This window comes from Micromonospora sp. CNZ303, assembly GCF_004345505.1.
In genome coordinates, this window is sequence record NZ_SLVT01000002.1 from 576,906 (window position 1) to 600,322 (window position 23,417).

26 protein-coding genes are annotated in these 23,417 nt (G+C 74.7%); 18 read left to right on the forward strand and 8 right to left on the reverse strand.

The genetic code is table 11. The features are described 5' to 3' along the window. Positions 1-50 precede the first annotated feature (50 nt). Positions 51-767, forward strand: coding sequence for a TetR/AcrR family transcriptional regulator C-terminal domain-containing protein (locus EV374_RS06010; RefSeq protein ID WP_132232324.1), 717 nt, complete (start codon positions 51-53; stop codon positions 765-767). A gap of 56 nt (positions 768-823) precedes the next feature. Here EV374_RS06010 and EV374_RS06015 read toward each other — a convergent pair whose 3' ends face one another. The 4 genes from EV374_RS06015 to EV374_RS06030 form a co-directional block, all read right to left on the reverse strand. Further along, positions 824-1,501, reverse strand: coding sequence for a hypothetical protein (locus EV374_RS06015; RefSeq protein ID WP_132232326.1), 678 nt, complete (start codon positions 1,499-1,501; stop codon positions 824-826). A gap of 161 nt (positions 1,502-1,662) precedes the next feature. Continuing rightward, positions 1,663-2,160, reverse strand: coding sequence for a helix-turn-helix domain-containing protein (locus EV374_RS06020; protein WP_132232328.1), 498 nt, complete (start codon positions 2,158-2,160; stop codon positions 1,663-1,665). After that, the gene (locus EV374_RS06025) at positions 2,160-3,659 is read right to left on the reverse strand and encodes a SulP family inorganic anion transporter (protein WP_132232330.1); all 1,500 of its coding nucleotides are present in this window, start codon (positions 3,657-3,659) and stop codon (positions 2,160-2,162) included. Before EV374_RS06025 ends, EV374_RS06020 begins: the two co-directional genes overlap by 1 nt. Positions 3,660-3,802: 143 nt before the next feature. Beyond that, the gene (locus EV374_RS06030; RefSeq protein ID WP_132232332.1) at positions 3,803-4,669 is read right to left on the reverse strand and encodes an SDR family oxidoreductase; all 867 of its coding nucleotides are present in this window, start codon (positions 4,667-4,669) and stop codon (positions 3,803-3,805) included. A 117-nt stretch (positions 4,670-4,786) separates the two neighbouring features. Between EV374_RS06030 and EV374_RS06035 the strand changes: the two genes are divergently transcribed. Then, positions 4,787-5,395 carry a TetR/AcrR family transcriptional regulator gene (locus EV374_RS06035; RefSeq protein WP_132232334.1) on the forward strand — a complete coding sequence of 203 codons (609 nt, stop codon included), beginning with the start codon at positions 4,787-4,789 and terminating at the stop codon, positions 5,393-5,395. 113 nt (positions 5,396-5,508) lie between these two features. Continuing rightward, positions 5,509-6,015: a hypothetical protein gene (locus tag EV374_RS06040; RefSeq protein ID WP_132232336.1), complete on the forward strand. Its 507-nt coding sequence runs from the start codon at positions 5,509-5,511 to the stop codon at positions 6,013-6,015. Here the strand turns inward: EV374_RS06040 and EV374_RS06045 are convergent. Further along, complete coding sequence (locus EV374_RS06045; protein WP_132232338.1) at positions 5,959-6,450, reverse strand: GNAT family N-acetyltransferase; 492 nt, start codon at positions 6,448-6,450, stop codon at positions 5,959-5,961. The two genes, EV374_RS06040 and EV374_RS06045, sit on opposite strands and share 57 nt — an antisense overlap. A 46-nt stretch (positions 6,451-6,496) precedes the next feature. Continuing rightward, the gene (locus EV374_RS06050) at positions 6,497-8,797 is read right to left on the reverse strand and encodes a glycosyl hydrolase family 65 domain-containing protein (protein ID WP_132232472.1); all 2,301 of its coding nucleotides are present in this window, start codon (positions 8,795-8,797) and stop codon (positions 6,497-6,499) included. Between the two features lie 262 nt (positions 8,798-9,059). Between EV374_RS06050 and EV374_RS06055 the strand changes: the two genes are divergently transcribed. Beyond that, the gene (locus EV374_RS06055; RefSeq protein WP_132232340.1) at positions 9,060-9,698 is read left to right on the forward strand and encodes a phosphatase PAP2 family protein; all 639 of its coding nucleotides are present in this window, start codon (positions 9,060-9,062) and stop codon (positions 9,696-9,698) included. Positions 9,699-9,843: 145 nt separating this feature from the next. Here the strand turns inward: EV374_RS06055 and EV374_RS06060 are convergent, their stop codons facing one another. Continuing rightward, entirely contained in the window at positions 9,844-10,620 is a 777-nt protein-coding gene (locus EV374_RS06060; protein ID WP_486485600.1) for an A24 family peptidase, read from the reverse strand. A gap of 578 nt (positions 10,621-11,198) precedes the next feature. On the opposite strand from EV374_RS06060, the gene EV374_RS06065 reads away from it, so the two are divergent. From EV374_RS06065 to EV374_RS06120, 12 genes are all read left to right on the forward strand, one after another. Then, positions 11,199-11,765: a hypothetical protein gene (locus EV374_RS06065; RefSeq protein WP_132232342.1), complete on the forward strand. Its 567-nt coding sequence runs from the start codon at positions 11,199-11,201 to the stop codon at positions 11,763-11,765. A 95-nt stretch (positions 11,766-11,860) separates the two neighbouring features. Then, complete coding sequence (locus EV374_RS06070; RefSeq protein ID WP_165947720.1) at positions 11,861-12,745, forward strand: hypothetical protein; 885 nt, start codon at positions 11,861-11,863, stop codon at positions 12,743-12,745. 55 nt (positions 12,746-12,800) lie between these two features. Further along, entirely contained in the window at positions 12,801-13,460 is a 660-nt protein-coding gene (locus EV374_RS06075) for an SAF domain-containing protein (RefSeq protein ID WP_132232344.1), read from the forward strand. A gap of 2 nt (positions 13,461-13,462) precedes the next feature. Continuing rightward, positions 13,463-14,263, forward strand: a complete 801-nt coding sequence (locus tag EV374_RS06080; RefSeq protein ID WP_132232346.1) for a P-loop NTPase family protein — start codon at positions 13,463-13,465, stop codon at positions 14,261-14,263. Continuing rightward, positions 14,253-15,785 (forward strand): ATPase, T2SS/T4P/T4SS family, encoded by a 1,533-nt coding sequence (locus EV374_RS06085; protein WP_132232348.1) that lies wholly within the window; start codon positions 14,253-14,255, stop codon positions 15,783-15,785. Before EV374_RS06080 ends, EV374_RS06085 begins: the two co-directional genes overlap by 11 nt. Before the next feature lie 6 nt (positions 15,786-15,791). Next, positions 15,792-16,691 carry a type II secretion system F family protein gene (locus EV374_RS06090; RefSeq protein WP_132232350.1) on the forward strand — a complete coding sequence of 300 codons (900 nt, stop codon included), beginning with the start codon at positions 15,792-15,794 and terminating at the stop codon, positions 16,689-16,691. A 52-nt stretch (positions 16,692-16,743) separates the two neighbouring features. Beyond that, positions 16,744-17,622, forward strand: a complete 879-nt coding sequence (locus EV374_RS06095) for a type II secretion system F family protein (protein ID WP_132232352.1) — start codon at positions 16,744-16,746, stop codon at positions 17,620-17,622. A 26-nt stretch (positions 17,623-17,648) separates the two neighbouring features. Next, on the forward strand, positions 17,649-17,858 hold the full coding sequence (locus EV374_RS06100) for a hypothetical protein (protein ID WP_132232354.1): 210 nt from the start codon (positions 17,649-17,651) through the stop codon (positions 17,856-17,858). 75 nt (positions 17,859-17,933) lie between these two features. Beyond that, positions 17,934-18,356 carry a TadE/TadG family type IV pilus assembly protein gene (locus tag EV374_RS06105; protein ID WP_486485609.1) on the forward strand — a complete coding sequence of 141 codons (423 nt, stop codon included), beginning with the start codon at positions 17,934-17,936 and terminating at the stop codon, positions 18,354-18,356. After that, a complete protein-coding gene (locus tag EV374_RS06110; RefSeq protein ID WP_132232358.1) occupies positions 18,341-18,820 on the forward strand; it encodes a TadE/TadG family type IV pilus assembly protein in 480 nt (159 codons plus the stop codon). Before EV374_RS06105 ends, EV374_RS06110 begins: the two co-directional genes overlap by 16 nt. Next, the gene (locus EV374_RS06115; RefSeq protein WP_132232360.1) at positions 18,817-19,248 is read left to right on the forward strand and encodes a pilus assembly protein TadG-related protein; all 432 of its coding nucleotides are present in this window, start codon (positions 18,817-18,819) and stop codon (positions 19,246-19,248) included. The genes EV374_RS06110 and EV374_RS06115 overlap by 4 nt, the downstream gene beginning before the upstream one ends. A gap of 15 nt (positions 19,249-19,263) precedes the next feature. After that, positions 19,264-20,550 carry a LysM peptidoglycan-binding domain-containing protein gene (locus tag EV374_RS06120; RefSeq protein ID WP_132232362.1) on the forward strand — a complete coding sequence of 429 codons (1,287 nt, stop codon included), beginning with the start codon at positions 19,264-19,266 and terminating at the stop codon, positions 20,548-20,550. Positions 20,551-20,581: 31 nt separating this feature from the next. On the opposite strand, the gene EV374_RS06125 is transcribed toward EV374_RS06120, so the two are convergent. Next, positions 20,582-21,433, reverse strand: coding sequence for a Rieske (2Fe-2S) protein (locus EV374_RS06125; protein WP_132232364.1), 852 nt, complete (start codon positions 21,431-21,433; stop codon positions 20,582-20,584). Between the two features lie 166 nt (positions 21,434-21,599). On the opposite strand from EV374_RS06125, the gene EV374_RS06130 reads away from it, so the two are divergent. Both EV374_RS06130 and EV374_RS06135 read left to right on the forward strand, forming a co-directional pair. Further along, a complete protein-coding gene (locus tag EV374_RS06130) occupies positions 21,600-22,517 on the forward strand; it encodes an EamA family transporter (protein WP_207913915.1) in 918 nt (305 codons plus the stop codon). A gap of 40 nt (positions 22,518-22,557) precedes the next feature. Beyond that, positions 22,558-23,301, forward strand: coding sequence for a crotonase/enoyl-CoA hydratase family protein (locus EV374_RS06135; protein ID WP_132232366.1), 744 nt, complete (start codon positions 22,558-22,560; stop codon positions 23,299-23,301). Positions 23,302-23,417: the final 116 nt, after the last annotated feature.

A 23,417-nucleotide genomic window follows, 5' to 3' on the forward strand; every position in this document is an offset into this window, starting at 1 on the left:
CCGGTCAAGGCGGTTATGGTTTCAACCGCCGCCGGAAGACGGGGACCGAGATGGGTGAGCAGGCTGAGACGCTGCGCCGGGCGCCGCTGAGCAGGGACCGGATCCTGCGCGCCGCCGTCGCGCTCGCCGACGGGGCGGGGATCGAGTCCCTCAGCATGCGCAACCTCGCCCAGGATCTGGGCGTCGTGCCGATGGCCCTCTACAAGCACGTGGCCAACAAGGACGAACTGCTCGACGGCATGATCGACGTCGTCGTCGGCGAGATCGACCCGCCGGTGCCCGACGCCGACTGGAAGCACGCGGTCCGCAGCCGCATCCTCTCGGCGCGGCAGGTGCTGCGGCGCCACCCCTGGGCGCCGCTCGCGATCGAGTCGCGGAACATGGCGACGCCCGCCGTCCTCGCGTACCTCGACTCGGTGGTCGGGACCCTCCGGGCCGGCGGGTTCTCCGCCGACCTCGCCCACCACGTGATGCACGCGATGGGCAGCCGGATCCTGGGCTTCAGTCAGGAGCTGTTCGACGCCTCCCGGCGCGCCGGCCGCTCCGGCACGGCCAGCTCAGAACCACCGCAGGCCTTCCCGCCGGAGGTCGCGGCCCGGTTCCCGCACCTCGCGGAGATCTCCACGGCGGCGTCCCACGACGACGCGTCGGTGGTGGGGCAGGGCTGCGACGACCAGTTCGAGTTCGAGTTCGCGCTGGACCTGCTGCTGGACGGCATCGAACGGCTGCGGCAGCAGGACTGGACGTCGCCGCGCCGGGCCCGGTAGTCGTCGACCGGTGGGCCGTTCCGCGCCGGAACGGCCCACCGCGCGGGGCCGACCGCTCAGGGGGTGTACGGCGCGTCCGTGTGGCTGATCTCGACGAGCCGGCTACCGCTGAGTTCGTAGACGGCCGTACGCCGCACGGCGACCTCCGCCGAGGACGCGTCCTCGGGGCGGGTCAGGTAGACCACCGTCGCCCGGCGGGATTTGATCGAGACCGACTCGACGGGCGTACGGTCGCCGATGTCGACCATGGTGACGTAGACGGGCTTACCGTCGATGTTGCCGTACATCACGATCTGCCAGAACTTGCCGGTCCCGCCGCCGTCCATCAGCACCGGGACCACCGCGTCGGCCGCGTCGTCGCCGGTCAGGTCGCCGATGGCGCACGGCTGTTGCATGTGGACGACGGTGCCGTCCTCGCCGGACCACATGCCGTCGACGAGCGGGATCGGATCCGGGTAGCCGTTGTACCGCTCGGATCCGTTGCCGAGCACGGCGGTCTTGAGCTGCGCGCAGGTGAGCGCCTTGAGCGTGGCGGGCGCTCCGGACGTGTCGGGTACGGCCGAGGGCGCCGGCTCGTCCGGGTCCGCCGTCTCGTCGTCGACGCTGACGGTGCTGCCTGTCGGCTGCGCCGAGGCGGCCGGGTCCGGGTCGTCCGCCGGCGTGTTGATCGTGACGCATCCGCTCAGCGCCGCCACCAGGGCGAGTGCCGCGACGGGCAGCAGGGTCCTACGCATTGATCTTCCCTCTCCTTGTGTGGCCCGGAGCGTAGTGCGCCTCCGCCACGGCCGGCCGCCGGTTGGCGGCGGGTCCACTTTGGAGCAATGAGCGCCACCGGATCGAGGAGCAGGGGAGCCGCCCGTCGTCGCCACTCCCGCCGCCAGGGCCGGCGACCGGCTCAGGTGGACGGACCGCCGTGCTGGTCGAGCCTGTCGCGGAGCGTGCCGGCGAAGCCCTCGGCCGTGGCGAGCTGGTCGCGCAGCGCGCTGACGCGGGCCGTGGCGGCGGTGTGGAACATGCCGAGCCGGTCGAGCAGGGCGACCCGGTTGGCGCCCTCGGCCGTGTCGAGGGCGTCGAGGACGCCGAGCAGGTCGCGCATCTCGTCGAGGGTGAAGCCGAGCGGCTTCATCCGCTTGACCACGGCGAGCCGGTCGAGGTCGGGTGCGGTGTAGAGGCGGAAGCCCCCGTCGCTGCGGGCCGACGGGACGATCAGGCCGACGTCCTCGTAGTGCCGGATGGTGCGGATGCTCAGCCCGACCCGCTCGGCGGCCTCGCCGATCTGCATCAGCCGCCCTCCGTCCGGGCCGGCGGCGGGCGCCGAAGCCGGGCCGGGGGCGGACCCGGCCGCCGGGCCGGGGGCGGGTGCCGGCCCGGCCGTACGGCGGTCGGGGGCCATCAGTGGCCGACGCCGAGCCGGCCGGCGAGGGTGCCGTGGATGTCCGCGCTGGGGCGGTTCAGCTCGACGATCTCCACGGTCTTGCCGCGGGCGGCGTACCTGGTGGTGACGGCGTCGAGGGCAGCCACGGAGGAGGCGTCCCAGACGTGGGCGTGCGTCATGTCGATGACCACGCTGTCGGGGTCGTTGGCGTAGTCGAACTGCCCGACCAGGTCGTTGCTGGAGGCGAAGAACAGCTCGCCGTGCACCGAGTAGATCCGGGTCGTCCCCTCGGGGTCGAGGACGCTGGTCACCTCCACCAGGTGGGCGACCCGCCGGGCGAAGACGACCATCGCGGTGAGCACGCCGGCGACGACGCCGACAGCGAGGTTGTGGGTGGCCAGCGTGGTGACGACGGTGGTCACCATGACGATCGTCTCGCCGTACGGCATCCGTTTGAGCGTGGCCGGGGCGACCGAGTGCCAGTCGAACGTCGACACCGCGACGATGACCATCACGGCGACCAGGGCGGCCATCGGGATCACCGCGACCACGTCGCCGAGCGCGACAACCAGGATCAGCAGGAAGACGCCGGCCAGGAAGGTCGACAGCCGCGTACGGGCGCCGGACGCCTTCACGTTGATCATCGTCTGACCGATCATCGCGCAGCCGCCCATGCCGCCGAAGAACCCGGTGACGATGTTCGCCACGCCCTGCCCCCACGACTCCCGGGTCTTGCTGGAGGGGGTGTCGGTGATGTCGTCGACCAGCTTCGCGGTCATCAACGACTCCATCAGCCCGACCAGCGCGATGCCCAGGGCGTACGGGGCGATCAGGGTCAGGGTGTCCATGGTCCAGGGGACCTGCGGCAGGCCGAGCGTGGGCAGGCTGTCCGGCAACGCCCCCTCGTCGCCCACGGTCGGCACCGTCGCGTGGGTGGTCACCGTGACCACGGTCAGCACCACGATGGCGACCAGCGGCGCCGGGACGGCCCGGGTGAGTCGGGGCAGCCCCACCATGATCGCCAGCGCGACCGCCGCGAGCGGGTACACCAGCCACGGCACCCCGATCAGGTGCGGCACCTGGGCGACGAAGATCAGGATGGCCAGGGCGTTGACGAAGCCGACCATCACGCTGCGCGGGATGAACCGCATCAGCTTCGCCACCCCGAGCACCGCCAGCAGGATCTGGATCACGCCGCCGAGGATCACCGCGGCGATCAGGTGATCGAGGCCGTGCTCCTTGGCGAGGGGCGCCACGACCAGGGCGACCGCCCCGGTGGCGGCGGAGATCATCGCCGGCCGACCGCCGCAGATCGCGATGGTCACGGCCATCGTGAACGAGGCGAAGAGGCCCACCCGGGGATCGACCCCGGCCAGGATCGAGAAGGAGATCGCCTCCGGGATCAACGCCAGGGCGACGACCAGGCCGGCGAGGACCTCGGTGCGGAACACCCTCGGCGACAGCCAGGACGGCCGGGGCAGGCGTGGGCGGGGAGCCAGGGACGGCACAGAGGACATGGGGCCATTTCCACTTGGGGGCGGCGCGACGACCCGACGGACCCTACTCTTCCGCGACGGGAGAGTTCCCTCCCGCGTGGCGACCGTCACGATCGGCCGTACGTGGGCCGCCGCGCGCCCCGCCCTCCCGCGCCCGGCGGCGGTCAGGCCGGCCCGGCGCCCGGGGCCGGGACCGCCTTCTCGGCGGCGCGGCTCACCTCTTCCCAGCCGGCCCAGACGTCCATGCGTCGCCTGGAGATGTCGAAGGCGAGGTCGTAGACCATGCTGCCCAGCAGCAGCCGCAGCGGCGGGTCGTCGCTGGCCACGAGCTTCATCAGCGCCTCGGCGGCCAGCCGGGGTTCGCTGTCGATCGACCCTTCCGCCCACTGCCGCGCCAATTCCTCCCGCAGCGGGTCGTAGGCGGGGTTCGGGGTAGCCGCCGTGCTGCTGGCGTAGAGGTCGGTCCAGTAGCCGCCCGGCTGGACGATCGTGACCTTGACGCCGAACCCGGCGGCCTCGGCGGCCAGCGCCTCGCTCATGCCCTCCAGCGCGAACTTGCTCGCGCTGTAGAGCCCCGTGCTGGGGAAGCCGCCGAGGGCGCCGATGCTGGAGACCTGCACGACGTGCCCGCCGCCCTGGGCGCGTAGGTGCGGCAGGACGGCCTGGCTGACCCAGAACGCGCCGAAGAAGTTGAGGTCCAGTTGGGCGCGGGCCTCGGCCTCGGTGAACTCCTCGACCATGCCCATGTAGAGCGCCCCGGCGTTGTTCACGACGACGTCGAGCCGGCCGAAGTGCCGTACCGCCTCGTCGACGACGTCGAGGACCGCCGCGCGGTCCGTGACGTCGAGGCGCAGCGTCAGCAGGCGGTCGGGGTGTCGGGCGGCGAGGTCGTCGAGCGGTGAGACGTCCCGGGCCGCGCCGACGACCCGGTCGCCGGCGGCGAGCGCGGCCTCGGTGAAGGCGCGGCCGAGACCACGGCTGGCCCCGGTGACGAACCAGACCCGTGGCGCGGCGGTGGCTGAGGCTTCCATGGGGACTCCCTCCCTTGCGAGACGGACCGTCTCGTCTTGTTGACGAGAGTGACCCTACCCGATCGGGCTCCACTGTCAAGACGGACCGTCTCGTCTCATCCTTGCTAGATTGGGCCCGTGCCCACGCAGAAGGTCGCCCCCGACTCCAGCCGTCGCAGCGAGACCGCACGCCGCGCCATCCTCACCGCCGCCTTCGACCTCGTCGGCGACGTGGGCTACGCGAAGCTCAGCATCGAGGGCATCGCCGCCGCCGCCGGCGTCGGCAAGCAGACGATCTACCGCTGGTGGCCCTCGAAGGGCGCCCTGCTGTTCGACGCCTTTCTCGCGCTCACGACCGACGGCGGGCAGGACGGCGCCCTGCCGGACACCGGCGACCTGGCCGCCGACCTGAAGCTGGTCCTGCGGGCCGTCGTCGACGAGCTGAACGACCCGCGCTACGACCTGCCCATGCGCGCCCTGCACACCGAGATCGTCCACGACCCCGCCCTGGCCGCCGACTACGCGGAGCGGCTGGACGGGCCCATGCGGGAGCTGAAGAAGGAACGCCTGCGCGCCGCCCGGCGTGCCGGCCAGCTCGCCGAGGACGTCGACCTCGACGTGGCCGTCGACCTGATCTTCGGGCCGGTCCTCAACCGGTGGCTCCAGCGCACCGGCCCGCTGACGCACGGGTACGCCGACCAGGTGGTGGACACGGCGCTGCGCGGCCTGCGCCCCCGCGAGGCGTAGCCCCCGCGTCGCCGGGCGGACACAACACCGGACCCCCGGTCGTCGTTGATCCGGTCGTACCCGCCCCGCCCGCGACGACGGTGCGGGCACCCGACCGTGGAGGAGGCACGCCGATGACCAGTCAGCGCGAGACCGTGGAGGTCGACCCGGTCCTGTTCCGTGCCGTCTACGACTCGCCCGCCTCGCTGCCCGGCAGGCACCGGTGGACGACCCCGGAGTCGGACGTACGCCGGATCGAGAAGCTGCTCGGCATGCCGCTGCGCAGCATCGGCGCCCCGCTCTGGGTCAGCGGCGACGAGCCGGACTGCCCGAAGTGCGGCCGCCGGGTGAACTGGTACGACATCGTCTCCTCCGCCCTCTCCGGCGTGCACGACCGGATGATGATCGCGACGGTCATCCTCGGCGACCGCAGATACGTCAACACCGAGGTCCCGGACGCGATCGCCGGGGTGCGCTGCACCGACTGCCGCACCGCGATCGAGGGGCTGCGCAGCTTCAAGTGCCACAACTGGGCGTACGCCTTCGAGGCGCTGGAGACCGTCCGGCAGCGGATGTCCGGCGCGTCAGTCGTCGGCCGTCAGCCCGCGGGCGAACCGCAGCCCGGGGCGCCCGTCGAGTGACACCTCGCCCACCGGCGTGAACCCGGTACGCCGGAGCACCGCGAGCGAGCCCGCGTTGTCCAGCGTGGTCCCGGCGGTCAGCCGGCGCAGCCCGTACGCCCGACGGGCCAGTGCCACGACGCGGCGGACGCCGTCGGTCGCCACCCCGCGCCCGGCGGCCCGCTCGGCCACCCGGTAGCCCAGCTCGGCCTCGCCGTCGGCGACGTCGACCAGGTTGAACCGGCCCAGCACCGTCCCGTCGGCGTCGACCAGGACGTGAAAGTGGCAGGTGCCGCTCTCCTGCTCGGCGAGCAGCCCCGCGTGCCGCGCGGCGAAGTCGGCGAAGTACGCGTCGCCCCGGTCCGGCACCGAGCGCGCGAACCACTCCCGGTTCTCCCGCTCGAAGCGCAGCAGCGCGTCGGCCTGGTGGGCGGCGAGCCGCTCGAGTTCGGGCACCGCGCCACCCTACCCAGGTGTAAGGAAGGGGCCCCTTCCTTACACCTCAGCGGCGGGTGGGGCGGCGGCCGGGCGGGGAGGGCGGCTCCGGCCCCGGGTCGGGCACCTCGGGCATCGGGCGGGTGACCGGCCCGGCTCCGGTGACCCGCAGCGGCTCGCCGTGGTGCCACACCTCGATGCCGGTCTCCGGGTCGGCGTCCGGCAGCTCGTAGCGGGCCTCGTCGGAGGTGAGAGTGACCCGCAGCCGGTGGCCGTGCCAGCGCAGGTGGAACGCGAGCCGGTCGATCGCCGCCGGCAGCCGGGGGTCGAAGGAGAGCACCCCCCGGTCGTCGCGCATCCCGCCGAAGCCCTGCACCAGGGCCAGCCACGCCCCGCCCAGCGACGCCAGGTGCAGCCCGTCGCCGGTCTTGTCGCCGAGGTCCGCCAGGTCCTGGAGCACCGACTCGGCGAACAGGTCGTACGCCAGGTCGAGGTGCCCGACCTCGGCGGCGAGCACGGCCTGCGGGGAGGCCGACAGCGACGAGTCCCGGACGGTCCGCGCCTCGTAGTAGGCGAAGTTGCGGGCCTTCTCGTCAGCCGTGAACTCCCCCGGGCAGCGCTGCATGGCGAGCACCAGGTCGGCCTGCTTGACCACCTGCTTGCGGTACAGCTCCAGGTAGGGGAAGTGCAGCAGCAGCGGGTAGTCGTCCTCGGAGGTGTCCGCGAAGTTCCACTCCGGCTGCTCGGTGAAGCCGGCCGACTGCTGGTGCACCCCCCGCTTGCGGTCGTACGGGACGAAGACCGCGTCGGCCGCCGCGCGCCAGGCCGACACCTCGGCCGCCTCGACGCCGAGTCGGGCCGCCGCCTCGGGGTGCCGCTCGGCGGCGTCGGCGGCCCCGCGCAGGTTACGCCGGGCCATCAGGTTGGTGAAGACGTTGTCGTCGGCCAGGGCGCTGTACTCGTCGGGGCCGGTCACGCCGTGCAGGTGGAAGGTGCCGGTGTCGGACCAGTGGCCGAAGCCGTGCCAGAGCCGGGCCGTCTCGACCAGCAGTTCCAGCCCGGGCCCGGCGAGGAACTCCCCGTCGCCCGTGGCGGCGGCGTAGCGCAGCACGGCGTCGGCGATGTCGGCGTTGAGGTGCAGCCCGGCCGTGCCGGCCGGCCAGTAGCCGGAGCACTCCCGCCCGCCGAGGGTCCGCCACGGGAAGGTCGCCCCGGTCAGCCGCAGCTCCGCCGCGCGCTCGCGGGCCTCCGGCAGGTGGGCGTGCCGCCAGCGCAGCGCCGAGCGGGCCAGCGGCGGGTCGAGGTAGGTCAGCACGGGCAGGACGTAGCCCTCCGTGTCCCAGAGCACGTGCCCGTCGTAGCCGTTGCCGGTCAGCCCTTTGGCGGGGATGGTGCGGTCGCCGTCCGCCCGGGCCGCCTGGAGCAGGTGGAACACCGAGAACCGGATGGCCTGCTGGAGTTCGTCGTCGCCGTCGAGCTGCACGTCGGCGGTCTGCCAGGCGGCGTCCAGCGCCGCGCGCTGGCCGGCCAGCAGGGCCTCGAAGCCCTCCGCGCGGGCCGCGTCGGCCTCCGCGACGACCAGGCGGGCCAGCTCCTCCGGGGGCAGGCCGTCGACCGGGGTGCACTCGTACGCGGCGAACTTGGTCAGTCGGAGCCGCTCGCCGGCGCGCAGCGTCCCGGTCAGCGTGAGGCGCAGCCGGTCGGGGGTGCAGTCGACGCCGGGGGCGAAGCCGTCCGGGGCGTGCACGTCGTGCGCGACGGCGACGGCGACCCGCTGGCCGCTGTGTTCGGTGCGGTGGACGAGGACGCCGTCGTGCCCGTCGGAGTGCCGGTACTCGGCGGTCAGCGGGTCGCTGAGCACGGAGGCGGCGCGGGGGTCGTCGGCGCGCTCCGGCACCCGCTCGTTGGCGAGCAGGTCGGCGCAGACCCGCACCTCGACCGTGCCGTCCAACGGCTCGACGGACCACCGGACGGCGGCCACCGGACGGCGGGGCAGGGAGACCAGCCGGACGCTGCGGACGCGTACGCCGTGCCCGGCCGGCGAGATCCACTCGGTGTGCCGCTCGACCACCCCGGCGCGCAGGTCGAGCACCCGCTCGTGGGTGCGCAGGGTGCCGGTGCGCACGTCCAGCGGCTCGCCGTCGACCCAGAGGCGGACCAGGGCCGCGTTCGGCGCGCTGATCACCGTGTCGCTGAACTGCGGGAAGGCGTACCCGTCCTCGGGGTAGTCGAGCTCGCGCCGCTCGTGGAAGCCGTTGAGGTAGGTGCCGGGCATGCCGTAGGGCGCGCCCTCGTCCAGGGTGCCGCGCCAGCCGACCCAGCCGTTGCCCAACGCGAAGATCGACTCGGTCTCGGCGAGGCGGTCCATGTCCGCCTGCGTACGCCGGATCCGCCACGCCTCGTCGCCCCCTGTGACCTGCCCGGTCGGCGGCCGATCGGTGATGGGGGTTTCGTGCACAGCGCCTCCAGGGAAGTCCGACGTACCGGGTCAATCGAAGCAGATGGGGCTGAGAGGTCGCTGAGACGAAAGTCGGGGTCACCACCCGACCAATGCACACTGCGCCCGACTTCCAGGTATTCCAGGGTTGTCTGGGAGCTAAACGAGGTATGAACGATCCGTGAGGTGAATCATGGTTGATGCGGACACGCCGGATGTTCCGAAGATCAGTGTCGAGTGGTACCAGGACATCGTCGACTTCGCCGCCGACACCCCGCAACCGGTGCAGTGGTTCGCCGAGCACTTCACCGAGGGCGCGATCCTGCTGCTCGGCGCGCTGTGGCTGATCGCGGCCGTGTCCCGGCTCGGGGGCGGGCCGCGCGACCGCGCGTACGCCCTGGTGTCGCCGGCGCCGGTGGTGCTCGCGTACGGGTGCAGCGAGCTGTTGAAGACGGTGGTGGACCAGGAACGCCCCTGCCGGGCGATCGCCACCGAACTCGCCATCATCGCCGGCGAGTGCCCGCCGACGGGCGACTGGTCGTTCCCCAGCAACCACTCCACGATCGCGGGTGGCCTGGCGGTGGCGACGCTGCTGCTGTCCCGCCGGGTCGGCCTGGTGGCGCTGCCACTGGCGGCGCTGGCCGCGTTCTCCCGCACCTTCGTCGGCGTGCACTACCCGCACGACGTGGTCGCCGGTGTCCTGCTCGGCGCCCTGTTCGCCGCGCTGCTCACCCCGCTGTTCGCCCGCCCCGCCGCCGGGCTGCTGCACCGCCGCGCCCGCCGGGCCGAGCGCCCCGTCCGCGATCCGGCCACCCCGACGTCCCGCCGCTGACCGCTCGCGGGACGGGGCCCGCCCGCACGGGAGGGCCTGCGCGGACGAAGGGCCTGCGCGGACAGGAGGCCTGCCTGGACGGAGGGCCTGCGCGACGGAGGCCGTCCGGCCAGGAGGGGAGCGCGGGCGGCCTACGCCCGCAGGATCAGAGCAGAAGGAGGGCGGCGAGGGCGCCGAGGACCAGGAACGGGCCGAACGGGAGGTGGCTGCGCCAGCCGACGCGGCGGGCGGCCAGCAGCGCGACGCCGACCGCCCCGGAGAGCAGCAGGGCGAGCACCAGCCCGGCCACCGGGACCGCCCAGCCGTACCAGCCCAGCAGCGCGCCGACGCCGAGCGCCAGCTTGGCGTCGCCGAGGCCGAAGCCGCGCCGGCCGAGCAGCAGCGTGGTGGTGGCGAAGAAGAGCGCCAGCGCGACGCCGGCCACGGTGGCGCGCAGCCAGGGCGCCGGGCCGGCCCCGGCGAGGGCGGCCAGCCCCAGCAGCAGCCAGGTCCCGGCCGCGGCGGGCCAGGTGAGCCGGTCCGGCAGCCGGCACACGGCCGCGTCGACGAGGACCAGCGGGATCGCCCAGCCCAGCCACCAGGCCGTGGCGACCAGCACGGTGGCGGGCGGCCCGAGCAGCACCAGCGCCCCGACGGCCGCCGCGAGGGCGAGTTCCACCGTGCCGGGCGGCGGGCCGACGCGCGCCCCGCACCGCCCGCACCGCGCCGTCGGGCCCAGCGCCGGCCAGGGCCGGGCCAGCCCGACCGGGGCGTCGCACGCGTCGCACCCGGTCCGGATCGCCACCCCCGGCGGTACGGCGTGCCGGATCACGGCGAGCCGCAGCGCCGGGGCGAGCGCGAGTACGGCCAACAGCCGTGCCCCGCGCGCGGCGACCTTCGGTGCGGTCGGCTCCGCCACCGCCGGTGGCCCGGTCAGCGCCACGATCGCCCCCGGAGGCCGGCACCGGCGACAACCACGCAGGGTAACGCCATGAACGCCTGCTGGTAACGGGCGGAACGGCCCGCACCCCTCCCCCGCAATGCGCGGCGTCGGGCGCGGAAATGGCGCGTCCATATAGGCGGGAATCCCACCCTGACGGAATAGCGACGCGTCGGCGCGGGGGACGGATCGGACCAGACGCCACGTCCGGGACACGCACCGGCCACCTCGACGACGCCTCGCCCATCGCGTGCGCTTCCCACGCCGGCGCCCCACCGATTCCCGCCACCCGACCCGTCCGCACCGGTCCCGACCACCCGCCGCCACCACCTGTCATCACGCAAAGTGTTCGAACGAATTGCCTCTGTTGCATCGGCGAGCGTCAGCCTATGCTCGCCCCTTGGGTGTGGTGCAACCCACAGCGAAAAGACAGGACGACGCGGGACAACGCTTTTGTAGGAATCCGTAACGGCAAATGCGGCGACGATTTTCGACAGGTCCGGACGACCCCGTCCGGTCACGCCGCCGCATGCCCGGAGGTCGCCGAGACCGGCCCCGGGTCGCCACCGAGGAGGCACGACGTGCGCGGACGGCGGTTCGGCCGATGGGCAACCTGCCTGCTCGCCATCGCGGCGCTCGGCGCGGCCCCGGCCTGCGGTGCCGAGCCCGGAGCGACTCCCCGGGCGGCGACCGCCGGGGACGCCCCCGCCCCCACCCACCGGGCCGCCGACGAGCAGGCGGCGAGGAAGGCGGCGCTGGCCGCGTACGCCGGATATCTCGCCGCCTCCCGCAAGGCGAGCGGGCGCGGCGACCCCCACCATCCGGAGCTGTCCCGGTTCCTCGCCGACCCGCTGCTGACCCGGGTCCGGCTGACCATCCGCAAGGCGAAGGAGCACGGTGCGATGCGTACCGGCACGTTGGTCTCCGACCCGACCGTGACCTCGGTGAGCCTGGATTCGAGCCCGCCCACCGTGGAGATCCAGGACTGCCTGGACGCCACCGGCTACCGGCTGGTCTACGCCAGGGACAAGCGGGTCGTGCCCGGCACCGGCGGGACGCGGCACCTGGCCACCGCCACCGCCACCCGCTACCCGGACGGCCGCTGGCTGATCAGCGCCGGCGCCGCCCACGAGGACCTGCCGTGCTGACGCGGGCGGGACGGGAGGCCGGGGCGGCCTGCGTCCGTACCGCCGACGGTGGCGGCCGGGGTGGGACGGCCCGCCGGTCGCTCGCGGGCGCCGGTCTGGCCCTGCTGCTGGCGCTCGGGGCGGCCGTGCCCGCGATCGCCGCAGGACGCGCGGACCCCGGCGCGGAGTGCCCGCCGGGGCAGAGCGACTGCAGCGTCTGGGACGACGATCCCGGCACCCCGGGCGACCCCGGCGGCGGCGGGAACGACGGCGGGGGCGGCGACTCGGGCGGCGGGGGCGGCGGCGGCAAGTGCCAGTGGAACGGCCGCACCGTCAAGTGCTACGACAGCGTGCTCGGCTGGTTCAACAACGGCGACGGCTGCTACTACAAGCTCGCCGAACCGCAGCCCGAGGCCCCCGAGGGCCAGCAGTGGTACCTGCGCACCTGCAACGGCGGCAGCCTCGGCTCCCAGACCACGGTCCTGCGCGACGCCCCGCCGCCCGGCTTCGGCGCGCCGCCCGACCCGGAGGAACTCGCCCGGCGGGCCCTGGCCAAGATCACCATCGCGGCGCCCCGGATCGCGGTCGCCCCCCGCCGCAGCAACGGTCCCGGCCTGGTCGGGCTGCCGGTCTGGATGTGGGGCCGCAACGACGACCGGAAGTACTTCGGGCCGACCCAGCAGGCGTCGGAGAGCGAGCGGGGCCTGACCGTACGGATCACGGCGAAGTTCGACCGGATCGTCTGGAACATGGGCAACGGCCGCAAGGTCACCTGCTCCGGCGCCGGTACGCCGTACCGGGCCGACGGCCCGCTCGCCGGCCGCCCCTCCCCCGACTGCGGCTACCGGGGCTACCCGAAGGCCGGCGACTACCGGGTGCGGGCCACGACCTACTGGACGGTGACCTGGGAGGGCGGCGGCCAGAGCGGCGTCATCCCGGTCAACCGGACCACGGGAACGGTCCCGGTCCGAATCAACGAACTTCAGGTGGTGGCCCAGTGAGCGCGAGGAGTGAGCCGATCTTGCGAGCCCCGCAGTCGCGAACGGAGATGGTCCGGTGAGTGTGGCGACCCGGAACGGAACCGGGCCGGTGGACGCGCCGGTCGCCCCGCCCCGGGTGGTGCGGCAGCGCCGGATGCGGCCCGGGCTGCTCGGCCTGGCCGTGCTGCTGATCGCCCTCGGCGGCCTGGGCGCGGCGTTCGCAGTCACCTCCGTACGCGCCACCGGCAGCTACCTGGCGGTGGCCCGGGCGGTCGAGGTCGGCCGGCAGATCAGCGCCGACGACCTGGTCCCGGTGCAGGTGGCCGGCGGCCAGGGACTTTCCCCGGTGCCCGCCGGCCGGCTCGACGAGGTGGTCGGCAAGCGGGCCGCCGTGGCGCTGACCCCCGGCACGCTGCTGACCATGGCGCAGCTCACGGACGACCCGCTGCTCGGGCCCGGCCAACAGCAGCTCGCGCTGGGCCTGCGCCCCGCCGAGGTGCCCGCCCGCAGACTCCACCCCGGCGACAAGATCCTGCTGGTGAGCACGCCGGACGGGAACGACGACCGCCCCGCCGGCGCCGCCACCCGGTTCGAGGCGACGGTCATCGACGCCGTCACCTCGGACGACGACGACGAGGTGGTGGTCTACCTGGCGCTCGCCGTCCGGGACGTGCCGGCCGTCGTCGCGCTGTCCAGCCAGGAGCGGATCGCCCTCGTCCTGACCGAGGCGGCCTGACCATGGCAATCATCGCGCTGGTGTCGGCGAAGGGCTCCCCGGGCGTCACCACCGCCGCCCTGGCGTGCGCCCTGACCTGGCACCGGCGTCTGGTGCTCGCCGAGTGCGACCCGGCCGGCGGGTCGATCCTCGCCGGCTACCTGGGCGGCGCGCTCGACGGCCCCCGGGGCATCGGCGAACTGGCGGTCGGCGAGTTGCGCGACGGCAACCTGGAGTCGGCGTTCTGGTCGCAACTGGTCGACCTGGACGCGCCGAAGCGGGAGCGGCTGCTGCTGCCCGGCGTCGTCGATCCCGCCCAGGCCGGCAGCGTCATCCCGCTCTGGCAGCGCTTCGCCGACTTCTTCGGCAGCCTGGAGTCCGGCGACCCGCCGTACGACGTGGTGGTGGACTGCGGGCGGCTGCACGTCGTCGGTCCACCGTGGCCGATCCTGCGCGCCGCCTCGGTGGTGCTGCTGGTCAGCGGCGCCCGGCTCCCCGACCTCTCCGGCACCCGGGCCATGGCCAGGACGATCGAGCGGGACTTCGCCGAGCACCGGGTGCCGCCGGGCACCCTGCGGCTGCTGCTGGTCGGCGACGGCCATGGCAGCGGCGAGGTCAGCAAGGCGCTGCGGCTGCCGGTGATCGCCCGGATGCCGCACGATCCGCGTACGGCCGAGGTGCTCGGCCTGGGCGGCACCGTGCGGGCCGGTCGGCCCCTGATGCGCGCGGCCGGGGCCCTGGAGGTGCCGGTCGGGGCGCTGCTGGAACGCCGGCGCGCCCGGCTGACCTGGCCCGTGCCGCAGGGGGTGCCGGATGCGGTTTGAACCGGTCTCCGGCGACCCGCGCCGGCAGCCGCCCGGCGCCACCTCCACGGCGCCGCCGCTGGCCCCGCCCAACGGCCGGCACCATCCCGTCCCGCTGCCGGTGCCGGTCACCGCGCCGCGGCCCGAGCCGCCGCCCCGGCCCCGGGTCGACTTCCAGGTGGTCCGCGAGCTGCGCCGGGAACTCAGCGAGCGGCTGGCCCTGTGGCAGCGCGGCCGGGAGTTCACCGTCGACGAGGAGGACACCGAGCGCGCCCGGCTCGCGGTGACGGTGGTCGCCGAGTACGCGGACGCGGTGCGCCGGGCCGGCACCCCGATGGCGGCCGGCGAGGAGCGGCTCCTGCTCGACCAGGTGACCGCCGAACTGGCCGGGCTCGGCCGCCTCCAGACGCTGCTGGTCGACGACACCATCGAGGAGGTGCACATCCTCGGCTGTGACCAGGTGCGCGTCACCCGCCATGGCGGCGGGGTCGACTGGGTGGAGCCGATCGCCGACAGCGACGACGAGCTGGTGGAGATCCTCCAGGCGGCGGCCCGCCGGGCCGGAGCCACCGAGCGCTCGCTGTCGACGTCCAAGCCCACCCTCGACCTGCAACTGCCCGACGGCAGCCGGCTCGCCGCGGTGTTCCTGGTCAGCCACCGCCCGTACGCGGTGATCCGCAAGCACAACACCCTCGACGTGAGCCTCGACGACCTCGCCGGCGGCCGGGGCGACCTGGACGAGATGATCGACCCGCTGGTACGCGACTTCCTCCGCGCGTCCATGCGCGCCGGGCTGAACATCATGGTGGCCGGCCTCGCGGGCGCCGGCAAGACCACAGTCATCCGGGCGCTGATGGACGAGATCCCGGCCGACGAGCCGTACGTGCTGCTGGAGGAGAGCCGCGAGCTGCTGCCGGCCCGCCGCCGCCTCAAGCACCGGGCGGTGATGAGCTTCGAGGCCCGGGAGGGGCACGGCGAACGCGGGGCGGACGGCCGCCCGGCCGGCGAGGTGAGTATCGCCGACCTGATCCCGGTCTCCCTGCGGATGGGCGTGCTGCGGATCATCGTCGGCGAGGTCCGGTCCCGGGAGATCGTCCCGATGCTCCAGGCCATGACGACCAGCCGCGGCTCGATGTGCACCATCCACGCCCGTACGCCCGCCGGGGTCAGTGAGCGGATCATCGAGCTGGCGCTCGCGCACGGCCGGGAGATGACCGTCGACCAGGCCCGCCGGATGGCCGGCAACGCGCTCGACCTGATCGTCTACGTCACCGTCGAGGACGAGACCGCGATCGGCGGGCGCAAGCACCGCTTCGTCTCGCACGTCGAGGAGGTCATCGGCGTCGGCGACGGCAACCGGATCACCACCACCCAGGTGTTCGGGCCCGGGCCGGACGGGCGGGCCGTACCCCGGCACCTGCCCGAGCGGGTGCGCGCCCAGCTCCTCCGGGTCGGCTACGACGCCCGGCTGCTCAGCCGCTGGATCGAGGCCGGCACGGGCGCGTGGCGGCGGCCCCGGCAGACCCGGCTCGGGCGGCGGTGACCGGGGGTGCTGGACAACGTCGAACTCGTCGCGGTGGCCTCCGGTGCCGCCTGCGTGGCCGGGCTGCTGCTGGCGGTCGTCGCGCTGGTCGGCACCCGCCGGCCGCCCGGTGGCCCGGGCGCGGGCCGTGGGCTCGACCGGCTCTGGAAGGGCCCCGGCGCCACCCCGCGCGAGCAGCGGGCCCACCAGGCGCTGCTGGTCGTCGCCCTGGTCGCGGGTGCGCTGGCCTTCCTGGTCACCGGCCTACCGGTCGTCGGTCTGCTGGTCGCGGTGGCCGTCCCGGGCACGCCGTGGCTGTTCTCCGTCGGCAAGGCCGAGCAGCGGGCCATCGCCCGCATCGAGGCGGTCGGCGAGTGGACCCGCCGGCTCAAGGACGTCTCCGCCACCGGCCAGGGACTCCAGCAGACGATCGTCGGCACCGTCGGCACCGCACCCGAGGAGATCCAGGAGGAGGTACGGCTGCTCGCCGCCCGCCTCCAGGCCGGTTGGCTGGCCCGCTCCGCGCTGCTCGCCTTCGCCGACGAGATCGGCGATCCGGTCTGCGACCAGGTGGTGGCGGCGCTGATCCTGCACGTGACCGACCGGGGCGAACGCCTCGGCGACGTGCTCGGCTCGATCGCCGGAGCGGCGGCGGCCGAGGTGGCCACCCGCCGGGAGATCGAGGCGAAGCGCACCCAGCCCCGGTTCGCGGTCCGCTTCCTGACCGGGATGACCCTGGCCACCGTCGCGTACGGGCTGCTCAACACCGAGTACGTCAGCCCGTACGGCACGCCCTTCGGGCAGCTCGTGATGGCGACGCTCGGCGCGGCCTTCGTCGGCCTGCTGGCCTGGGTGCGGTCGATGAGCCAGCCCCGCCGGCCGGCCCGCTTCCTGCCGGCCCCGGACCCGGAGGAGGTGCTCCCGTGAGCGCGAGGAGTGAGCTTGCGAGCCCCGCAGTCGCGAACGAAAGGCAAGCCCAGTGAGCGTCGTCCTCAACTGGCAGCTCGCCGTCGCCGTGTGCGGCGGGGCGGCGGTCGGGCTGGGCGCCTTCCTGGTGGTCCGCGAGCTGGTGCCGGCCACCCCCGCGCTCGGGCCCGCGCTGCGCCGGCTGCACCAACCGGTCGGCGCCGGGCAGCTCGCCACGCCCGCCGACCGGCGGCTGGAGTGGCTCACCGGGCTGTCCCGCTGGCTGCGGCCACCGCACCGGCAGCTCGCCCTGATCGACCGGACGCCCGAGCAGTACGCCCTGTCGATGCTGCTCTCCGCGCTGATCGGGCTCGCCGCGCCGACGCTGCTCGGCGGCACCCTGTTCGCCGTCGGCATCCGGCTGCCGGTGGTCGTACCCGTCCTCGGCAGCCTCGGGCTGGCGCTGCTCTGCGCCCTGATCGCGCACCGGTCGGTGCTGGACCGGGCGGACAAGGCGCGCGACGAGTTCCGCCAGGCCGTCTGCACCTACCTCGACCTGGTCGCCCTCCAGCTCTCCGCCGCGCATGGGCCGGTGCAGTCGCTGGAGCGGGCGGCGGCGGTCTGCGACGGCTGGGTCTTCGACCGCATCTCCGAGTCCCTGCGGATCGCGCAGATGCAGATGCACTCGCCGTGGGACGAGCTTCGCGACCTCGCCGAGCGCATCGGCATCCCGGAACTGGGCGACGTCGGGGCGATCATGCGCTCCTCCGGCAGCGAGGGCGCGCAGGTGCACGAGACCCTGCGCAGCCGCGCCGACTCGCTACGCGACCAGATCCGTACCGACAACCTGGCCCGGGCCGAGGGGGTGACCAGCCGGCTCGACATCCCCGGGGCGCTGCTCGTCTTCGTCCTGCTCGGCTTCGCCGTCTATCCGTTCATCGCCCGCCTGTGATCCGCCCCCGAGAGAAGGAGCACGTCATGTCCGTCATCACCCGACTGCACGTCGTCGTGTCGACACGCCTGGCCGAGCTGCGCGAGGACGGCGAGCGGGGCGACAGCCCCGTACCGACCGCAGTGATCATCTTCGGTCTGGTCGCCGTCGCGATGGCGGTCACCGCCACCGCCCTCGGTGCCGCCAACGACTGGATGGACAACATCCCGACCCACCAGGCTCCGGACCCGAAGTAACGCCGGGCCGTGCGCCGGACAGACTCCGTCCCGGGACGCCGGGCGGCCACCGCCGCCCGGCGCCCCGCCCTGGCCATCCCTCGGGGAGTCGGGGCGGCTGCCGCCCGGCGGCTCGTGGCCGGCGGGGTCGACCGGGGGGCCAACCCGGTCGAGTTGGCGGTGGTGATGCCGGTGATCCTGCTGCTGCTCTTCGCCTCGATCCAGGCCGCGGCCTGGTTCGTCGCCCGCTCCACCGCGCTCAACGCCGCGCAGAGCGCGGTCAACGCGCAGCGGCTGCACCAGGCTCCGCCCGGGGCCGGTGAGGCGCGGGCCGTCCGGTTCCTGAAGGCCTCGGGCGGCTGGCTGGTCGGCTGGCAGGATCCCGCACCGAGCTGCGAGACCACCGCGACCGAGGTGACCTGCACGGTGCGCGGGCGGTCCCTGTCGGTCGTACCCGGGGTCACCTTCCCGGTGCACCAGACCGCGCACGGGACCGTGGAACGGTGGACCGTTCCGTGAGCCGTACCGCCGAGCGGGGCTCGGTCTCGATCGAGGTGGCGGTGCTCGCGCCGGCGTTCATCGCGCTGATCGTGCTGGCCGGCGTCGCCGGGCGTACCGCCGTGGCGGCCGAGGCGATCGACGCCGCCGCCCACGACGCCGCCCGCGCCGCCTCGATCTCCCGGGACGCCCGCACCGCCCGCGCCGAGGCCCGGGACGCGGCCCGCCGGCAGCTCGACTGGCGCGGCCTGAACTGCGCCGGCGCTCCCGAGGTGACGTTCAGCGGCGCGGTACGCGGCGCCCCCACCAGCTTCGACGCGGCGTTCCGCAGCCCGGCCGGGCAGGACGCCTCGGTCACCGTCCGGGTCGCCTGCACGGTCTCCTACGGGGACCTGCACCTGTCCGTCCTGCCGGGAATGCCGGCCGGCAAGCGCGTGTCGGCGAACTTCACGTCGCCGCTGGACCGCTACCGGAGCCGGGGATGACCGCCGTGGCCGGCCGGCACGACGAGGGCCGGGTCAGCATCTTCCTCGCGGTGGCGATGGTCGGCGTCCTCTCCGTCATCGGCCTGGCCTTCGACGGCGCGGGTCAGCTGCGCACGTTGCAGCGGGCCGACAACCTCGCGGCCGAGGCCGCCCGCGCCGGCGGCCAGGCCATCGACCGGGCCAGCGCCATCGAGGGCGGGCCGACCCGGATCGACCGCCCCCAGGCCCGCCGGGCCGTCGCCGGTTACCTCGCCGCCGCCGGCGCCGCCGGCCACACCGTCAGCTTCCCGGTCGTCGACGGGGAGACCCGGGTCCGGGTACGCGTCACCGTCACGCACCACCGATCCATGCTCGGCCTGCTCGGCTTCGACGAGACCGTCACCGTCTCCGGTGAGGCGACCGCGCGGCCGCTCACCGGGGCACCGTAGGAAGGGAAGGCAGCCATGGCCGCATCGGGGCGTTCCGTCGTACGGCGGACCGGACGCATCCTGACCGGGTTCGGCGCGCTCGTCGTGCTCTGCGCGGTGCTGGTCGGCGCGCCGGTGGCGCTGCTCGCCCTCGCCGGGAACCCGTTGCCCGACCACCTGCCCAGCGTCGCGGAGATCGGTGCGACGCTGACCAGCCGGGACGACGGGCGGCTCTTCCTGCGGGCGCTGGCGCTGGCCGGCTGGTTCGGCTGGGCCACGTTCGCCTTCTCCGTCCTGGTCGAACTCTGCGCGCAGGCGCTACGCCGGCCGGCGCCCCGGCTGCCGGGGATGAGTCGCCAGCAACGGGCCGCCGCCGCGCTTGTCGGTTCGGTCGCGCTGATCCTCGCGGCCAGCCCGGCGGCGAGCGCGGCGGCGGCGGTCACCGGCCCGTACGCCCTGCCGGCGGCACCGCCCGCGGTCGCGCGGGCGACGGTTGCGGAGGCCGCCTGGCCGGGTCCGGCCGCGCACACCTGGTCCACCCCGGTCGCCTCGTCCGCTCCGGTGACCTCATCCGCGTCGGGCGACCCGGACGACGGTGTGGCGGTCTACCGGGTGGCCCGGGGCGACCACCTGGGCGCGGTCGCCCAGCGCTACCTGGACGAGTTCGCCGACTACCGGGAGTTGGCCGAGCTGAACCGGCTCGGCGACCCCGACCGGATCCACCCGGGTCAGCTGTTGAGGCTGCCCGGGGACGCCGAGGACCGGGGTGCCCGCCGGCACGCGACCGGCCGCCTCGTCGCCCGCCCGACGCCGCCCGCGCCCGCCCGGCCGGCCCCGCAGCCGGCACCCGGGAAGGTCGCTCCCGAGCGGGCCACACCGCCCCCGCCGGCTGCCGAGGCCCCGGTGCCGCCCCCGGCGGAGAGGGACGCCGGTCAGGCTCCGACGGTGACGGTGGGAGCCGCCCGGGCCGGCGAGCCCGATCGGGTGAACCGGCCCCTCGCGGTCTCCGCCGTCCTGGCGGTGGCGAGCATCGTCGGCGCGCAGATCGGCGCGGTCCTGGGCCTGCGCCGCCGCCCGGCCCACGTACCGGCAGGTGCGGCCCGGAGTACGGCCGCCGCCCGCCGGGGCAGCACCGCGCGCGGCACCACCACGGCCAGGCGCGGCACGGGTCACCGGGACATCCGCACCACCCCACGCGGCGGCGCGATCGGAGTCGACCGGGGCACGGAGACCGGTACCCACGACAGCGTTCCGACCGGCCACGGCCGGACCCGTGCGGGTTCGTCCCACGACACGGCGACCGGCCGCCACCGCCGCCCCTGACTCCCGGGGCCGGGAGGCCGCCGGGCGCCGGTCAGGGCAGGCGGGTCTCCAGGACGCCGTCGACGACGCGCGTCGGCAGGATCTGCTGGTCGTTGCCGGAGGGTCCGTGCACGACCTCGCCGCCGTTGAGGCGGAAGGCGCTGCCGTGCCACGGGCAGACCACGCAGTCGTGCCCGTCGATCTCGCGCACCTCGCCCTCGCCCAGCGGGCCGCTCTGGTGCGGGCAGCGCTCCAGCATCACGGTGACCTCGTCGCCGTGCCGGTAGAGGATCACCGAGACGTCGTCGACCTCCCGGGTGATCAGCCTGCGCTCCGGCAGGGCAGCCATGTCCGCGATCGAGTGCCAGCCGTCGCTCATCCGGTGCAGCTCGGAGATGCTCTGGTTGACCTGCGCGCCCTGCTTGTACGCCAGGTGCCCGCCCAGGTACGCCCCCATGCTGGCGGCACCGAGCCCGAGGAAGCCGAGCGTACGGCCGAGGTTGTGCCGGCCGGTCATCCGGGCGGCCACCGAACCGGCGTAGAACGCCAGGCCGACGCTGTTGGACGCGGCGTGCACCAGGCCGATCCGGCGTTGGTCGCGGGCCAGTGCCGCCCAGTCGTTGAGGCCGGCGACCGCGGCCGGGAGGGCGCTGACGGTGCCCACCGCGCACAGCGTGGCGGCGGCCCTGCGCTGCCCCGGCATCAGGTCCAGCACCGCCGTGCTGATCCACGCGCCCACCGGCACCTGCACCATCGCCGGGTGCAGCGGATGGCCCAGCCAGACGCCGTGCAGCAGGTCGCGGACCCGCTGCGGTCGGAGGGTGGCCTGGACGGCGCGCTGCAACCGGTCGCCGACCCGGTCCAGGCCGGATGCCTGCTCGATCTTCGTCAAGAGTGCTCGCACCCGTACCGACTTCCCGGCAGGAGCCCCCGCAAACCGGTCGGCGGTGACGGATCCGCAGCGGTACGTGGTCGCGCCCCCACCGACCCGTAACGGGACGCTCCCACCGAGGTCGGCGAGCGTGGAAATCCGGTCGCGGGCCGCACCGTCCACGACCACTGTGGTCCGGGTGTACGCACTCTCCTCCCGCCCGCTGCCGGCCGGTCGACCGGCGACCCGACTGAGCGTCGCGCTGGGGCAGGCCCGGGCCGTGCCGCCCCCGCTGCTCATGCTGCTGGGCATGCTCTCCACCCAGGTCGGGGCGGCCGTCGCCAAGCAGCTCTTCGGCAGCACCAGCGCCGGCGGCACCACCACGCTGCGGCTCGGCTTCGCCGCGCTCATCCTGCTGGTCCTGGTCCGGCCGGGGCTGCGCCTGGGCTGGCGTACCGCCGGTCTCGTCGGGGCGTTCGGGCTGGCCCTGGCGGTCATGAACCTCGCCTTCTACGCGGCCCTGCACCGGGTGCCGCTGGGCGTCGCAGTCACCATCGGCTTCGCCGGGCCGCTGCTGGTGTCGCTCGCCGGCAGCCGCCGCCTCGCCGACGTGGCGTGGGCGGCGCTGGCCGGCGGCGGGGTGCTGCTGATCAGCGGGCTCGGCGGGACGGGGATGGACCGGCTGGGGCTGCTGTGCTGCGTGGCCGTCGCGGTGGGCTGGGCCGGCTACGTGCTGCTCGGCAAGGCGGTCAGCGCCCGGGTGCCGGGCAGTCGGGGCCTCGCGCTGGGGATGGCCATCGCCGCGCTGGCCGTACTGCCGTTCGGGGTCGCCGGCAGCGGTACGGCGCTGCTCGACCCGTGGACCCTAGCGCTGGGCGCGGCGGTGGCGCTGCTGTCGTCGGTGCTGCCGTACTCGGCGGAGATGGCGGCGCTGCCCCGGATGCCGGCCCGGGTCTTCGCGGTCCTGCTCAGCCTGGAGCCGGCGATCGGGGCGCTGGTCGGGCTGGTCCTGCTCGGCGAGCTGCTGGCCTGGCCGCAGGCGGCGGGGGTGGCCTGCGTGGTCGGCGCCGCGCTGGGCGCCACCCTGGTCCGCCCGGGCCGGTCCGCCGCACCCTGACGCCTGGCGCCGCCGGCACCGTCGGGGGCATGCTGTCGGCATGGGCGTACGCGTCGAACGCGCCGCGGCGGTGACCACGGTGATCCTGGACCGCCCGGCGGCCCGCAACGCGGTCGACGGGCCGATGGCACGGGCGCTGGCCGACGCGTTCCGCGCGTTCGAGGCCGATCCCGACGCCTCCGTGGCTGTGCTCTGGGGTGCCGGCGGCTCGTTCTGCGCCGGGGCCGACCTGAAGGCCATCGGCACACCGAGCGGCAACCGGGTGGAGGCGCAGGGGGACGGCCCGATGGGTCCGACCCGGATGACGCTCAGCAAGCCGGTGATCGCCGCGATCTCCGGTCACGCGGTGGCCGGCGGGCTGGAGCTGGCGCTCTGGTGCGACCTGCGGGTCGCCGAGTCCGACGCGGTGCTCGGGGTGTTCTGCCGCCGCTGGGGAGTGCCGCTCATCGACGGGGGCACGGTCCGGCTGCCCCGGCTGATCGGCCAGAGCCGGGCGATGGACCTGATCCTCACCGGCCGACCGGTGCCGGCCGAGGAGGCGTACGCCATGGGGCTGGTCAACCGGCTGGTCGCGCCGGGTGAGTCCCGGGCGGCGGCCGAGCGGCTGGCGGCCGAGATCGCCCGGCACCCGCAGACCTGCCTGCGCAACGACCGGACCGCCGTGCTCGCCGGGGCCGCCCTGCCGGAGCCGGCGGCGCTGGAGGTGGAGCTGGCGTACGGGATGAAGTCGCTGACCGCGGACGCGGCGGCCGGTGCGGCCCGCTTCGCCGCCGGCGAGAGGTAAGGAAGGGCCCCTTCCTAACGCCTTGGGTTCTAGGGATCGTTGCAACGCCTGACCTGATCAGGGGTTGCAGTGTTCGAGATCCGTGGAGATCGCCGGCCGCAGGGAGCGAAGAAGCT

Coding starts and splice junctions, on each gene's coding strand:
- EV374_RS06010 (WP_132232324.1), top strand. CDS start 51: ATGGGTGAGCAGGCTGAGACGCTGCGCCGGGCGCCGCTGAGCAGGGAC.
- EV374_RS06015 (WP_132232326.1), bottom strand. CDS start 1,501: ATGCGTAGGACCCTGCTGCCCGTCGCGGCACTCGCCCTGGTGGCGGCG.
- EV374_RS06020 (WP_132232328.1), bottom strand. CDS start 2,160: ATGGCCCCCGACCGCCGTACGGCCGGGCCGGCACCCGCCCCCGGCCCG.
- EV374_RS06025 (WP_132232330.1), bottom strand. CDS start 3,659: ATGTCCTCTGTGCCGTCCCTGGCTCCCCGCCCACGCCTGCCCCGGCCG.
- EV374_RS06030 (WP_132232332.1), bottom strand. CDS start 4,669: ATGGAAGCCTCAGCCACCGCCGCGCCACGGGTCTGGTTCGTCACCGGG.
- EV374_RS06040 (WP_132232336.1), top strand. CDS start 5,509: ATGACCAGTCAGCGCGAGACCGTGGAGGTCGACCCGGTCCTGTTCCGT.
- EV374_RS06050 (WP_132232472.1), bottom strand. CDS start 8,797: ATGGACCGCCTCGCCGAGACCGAGTCGATCTTCGCGTTGGGCAACGGC.
- EV374_RS06055 (WP_132232340.1), top strand. CDS start 9,060: ATGGTTGATGCGGACACGCCGGATGTTCCGAAGATCAGTGTCGAGTGG.
- EV374_RS06080 (WP_132232346.1), top strand. CDS start 13,463: ATGGCAATCATCGCGCTGGTGTCGGCGAAGGGCTCCCCGGGCGTCACC.
- EV374_RS06085 (WP_132232348.1), top strand. CDS start 14,253: ATGCGGTTTGAACCGGTCTCCGGCGACCCGCGCCGGCAGCCGCCCGGC.
- EV374_RS06100 (WP_132232354.1), top strand. CDS start 17,649: ATGTCCGTCATCACCCGACTGCACGTCGTCGTGTCGACACGCCTGGCC.
- EV374_RS06115 (WP_132232360.1), top strand. CDS start 18,817: ATGACCGCCGTGGCCGGCCGGCACGACGAGGGCCGGGTCAGCATCTTC.
- EV374_RS06120 (WP_132232362.1), top strand. CDS start 19,264: ATGGCCGCATCGGGGCGTTCCGTCGTACGGCGGACCGGACGCATCCTG.
- EV374_RS06135 (WP_132232366.1), top strand. CDS start 22,558: ATGGGCGTACGCGTCGAACGCGCCGCGGCGGTGACCACGGTGATCCTG.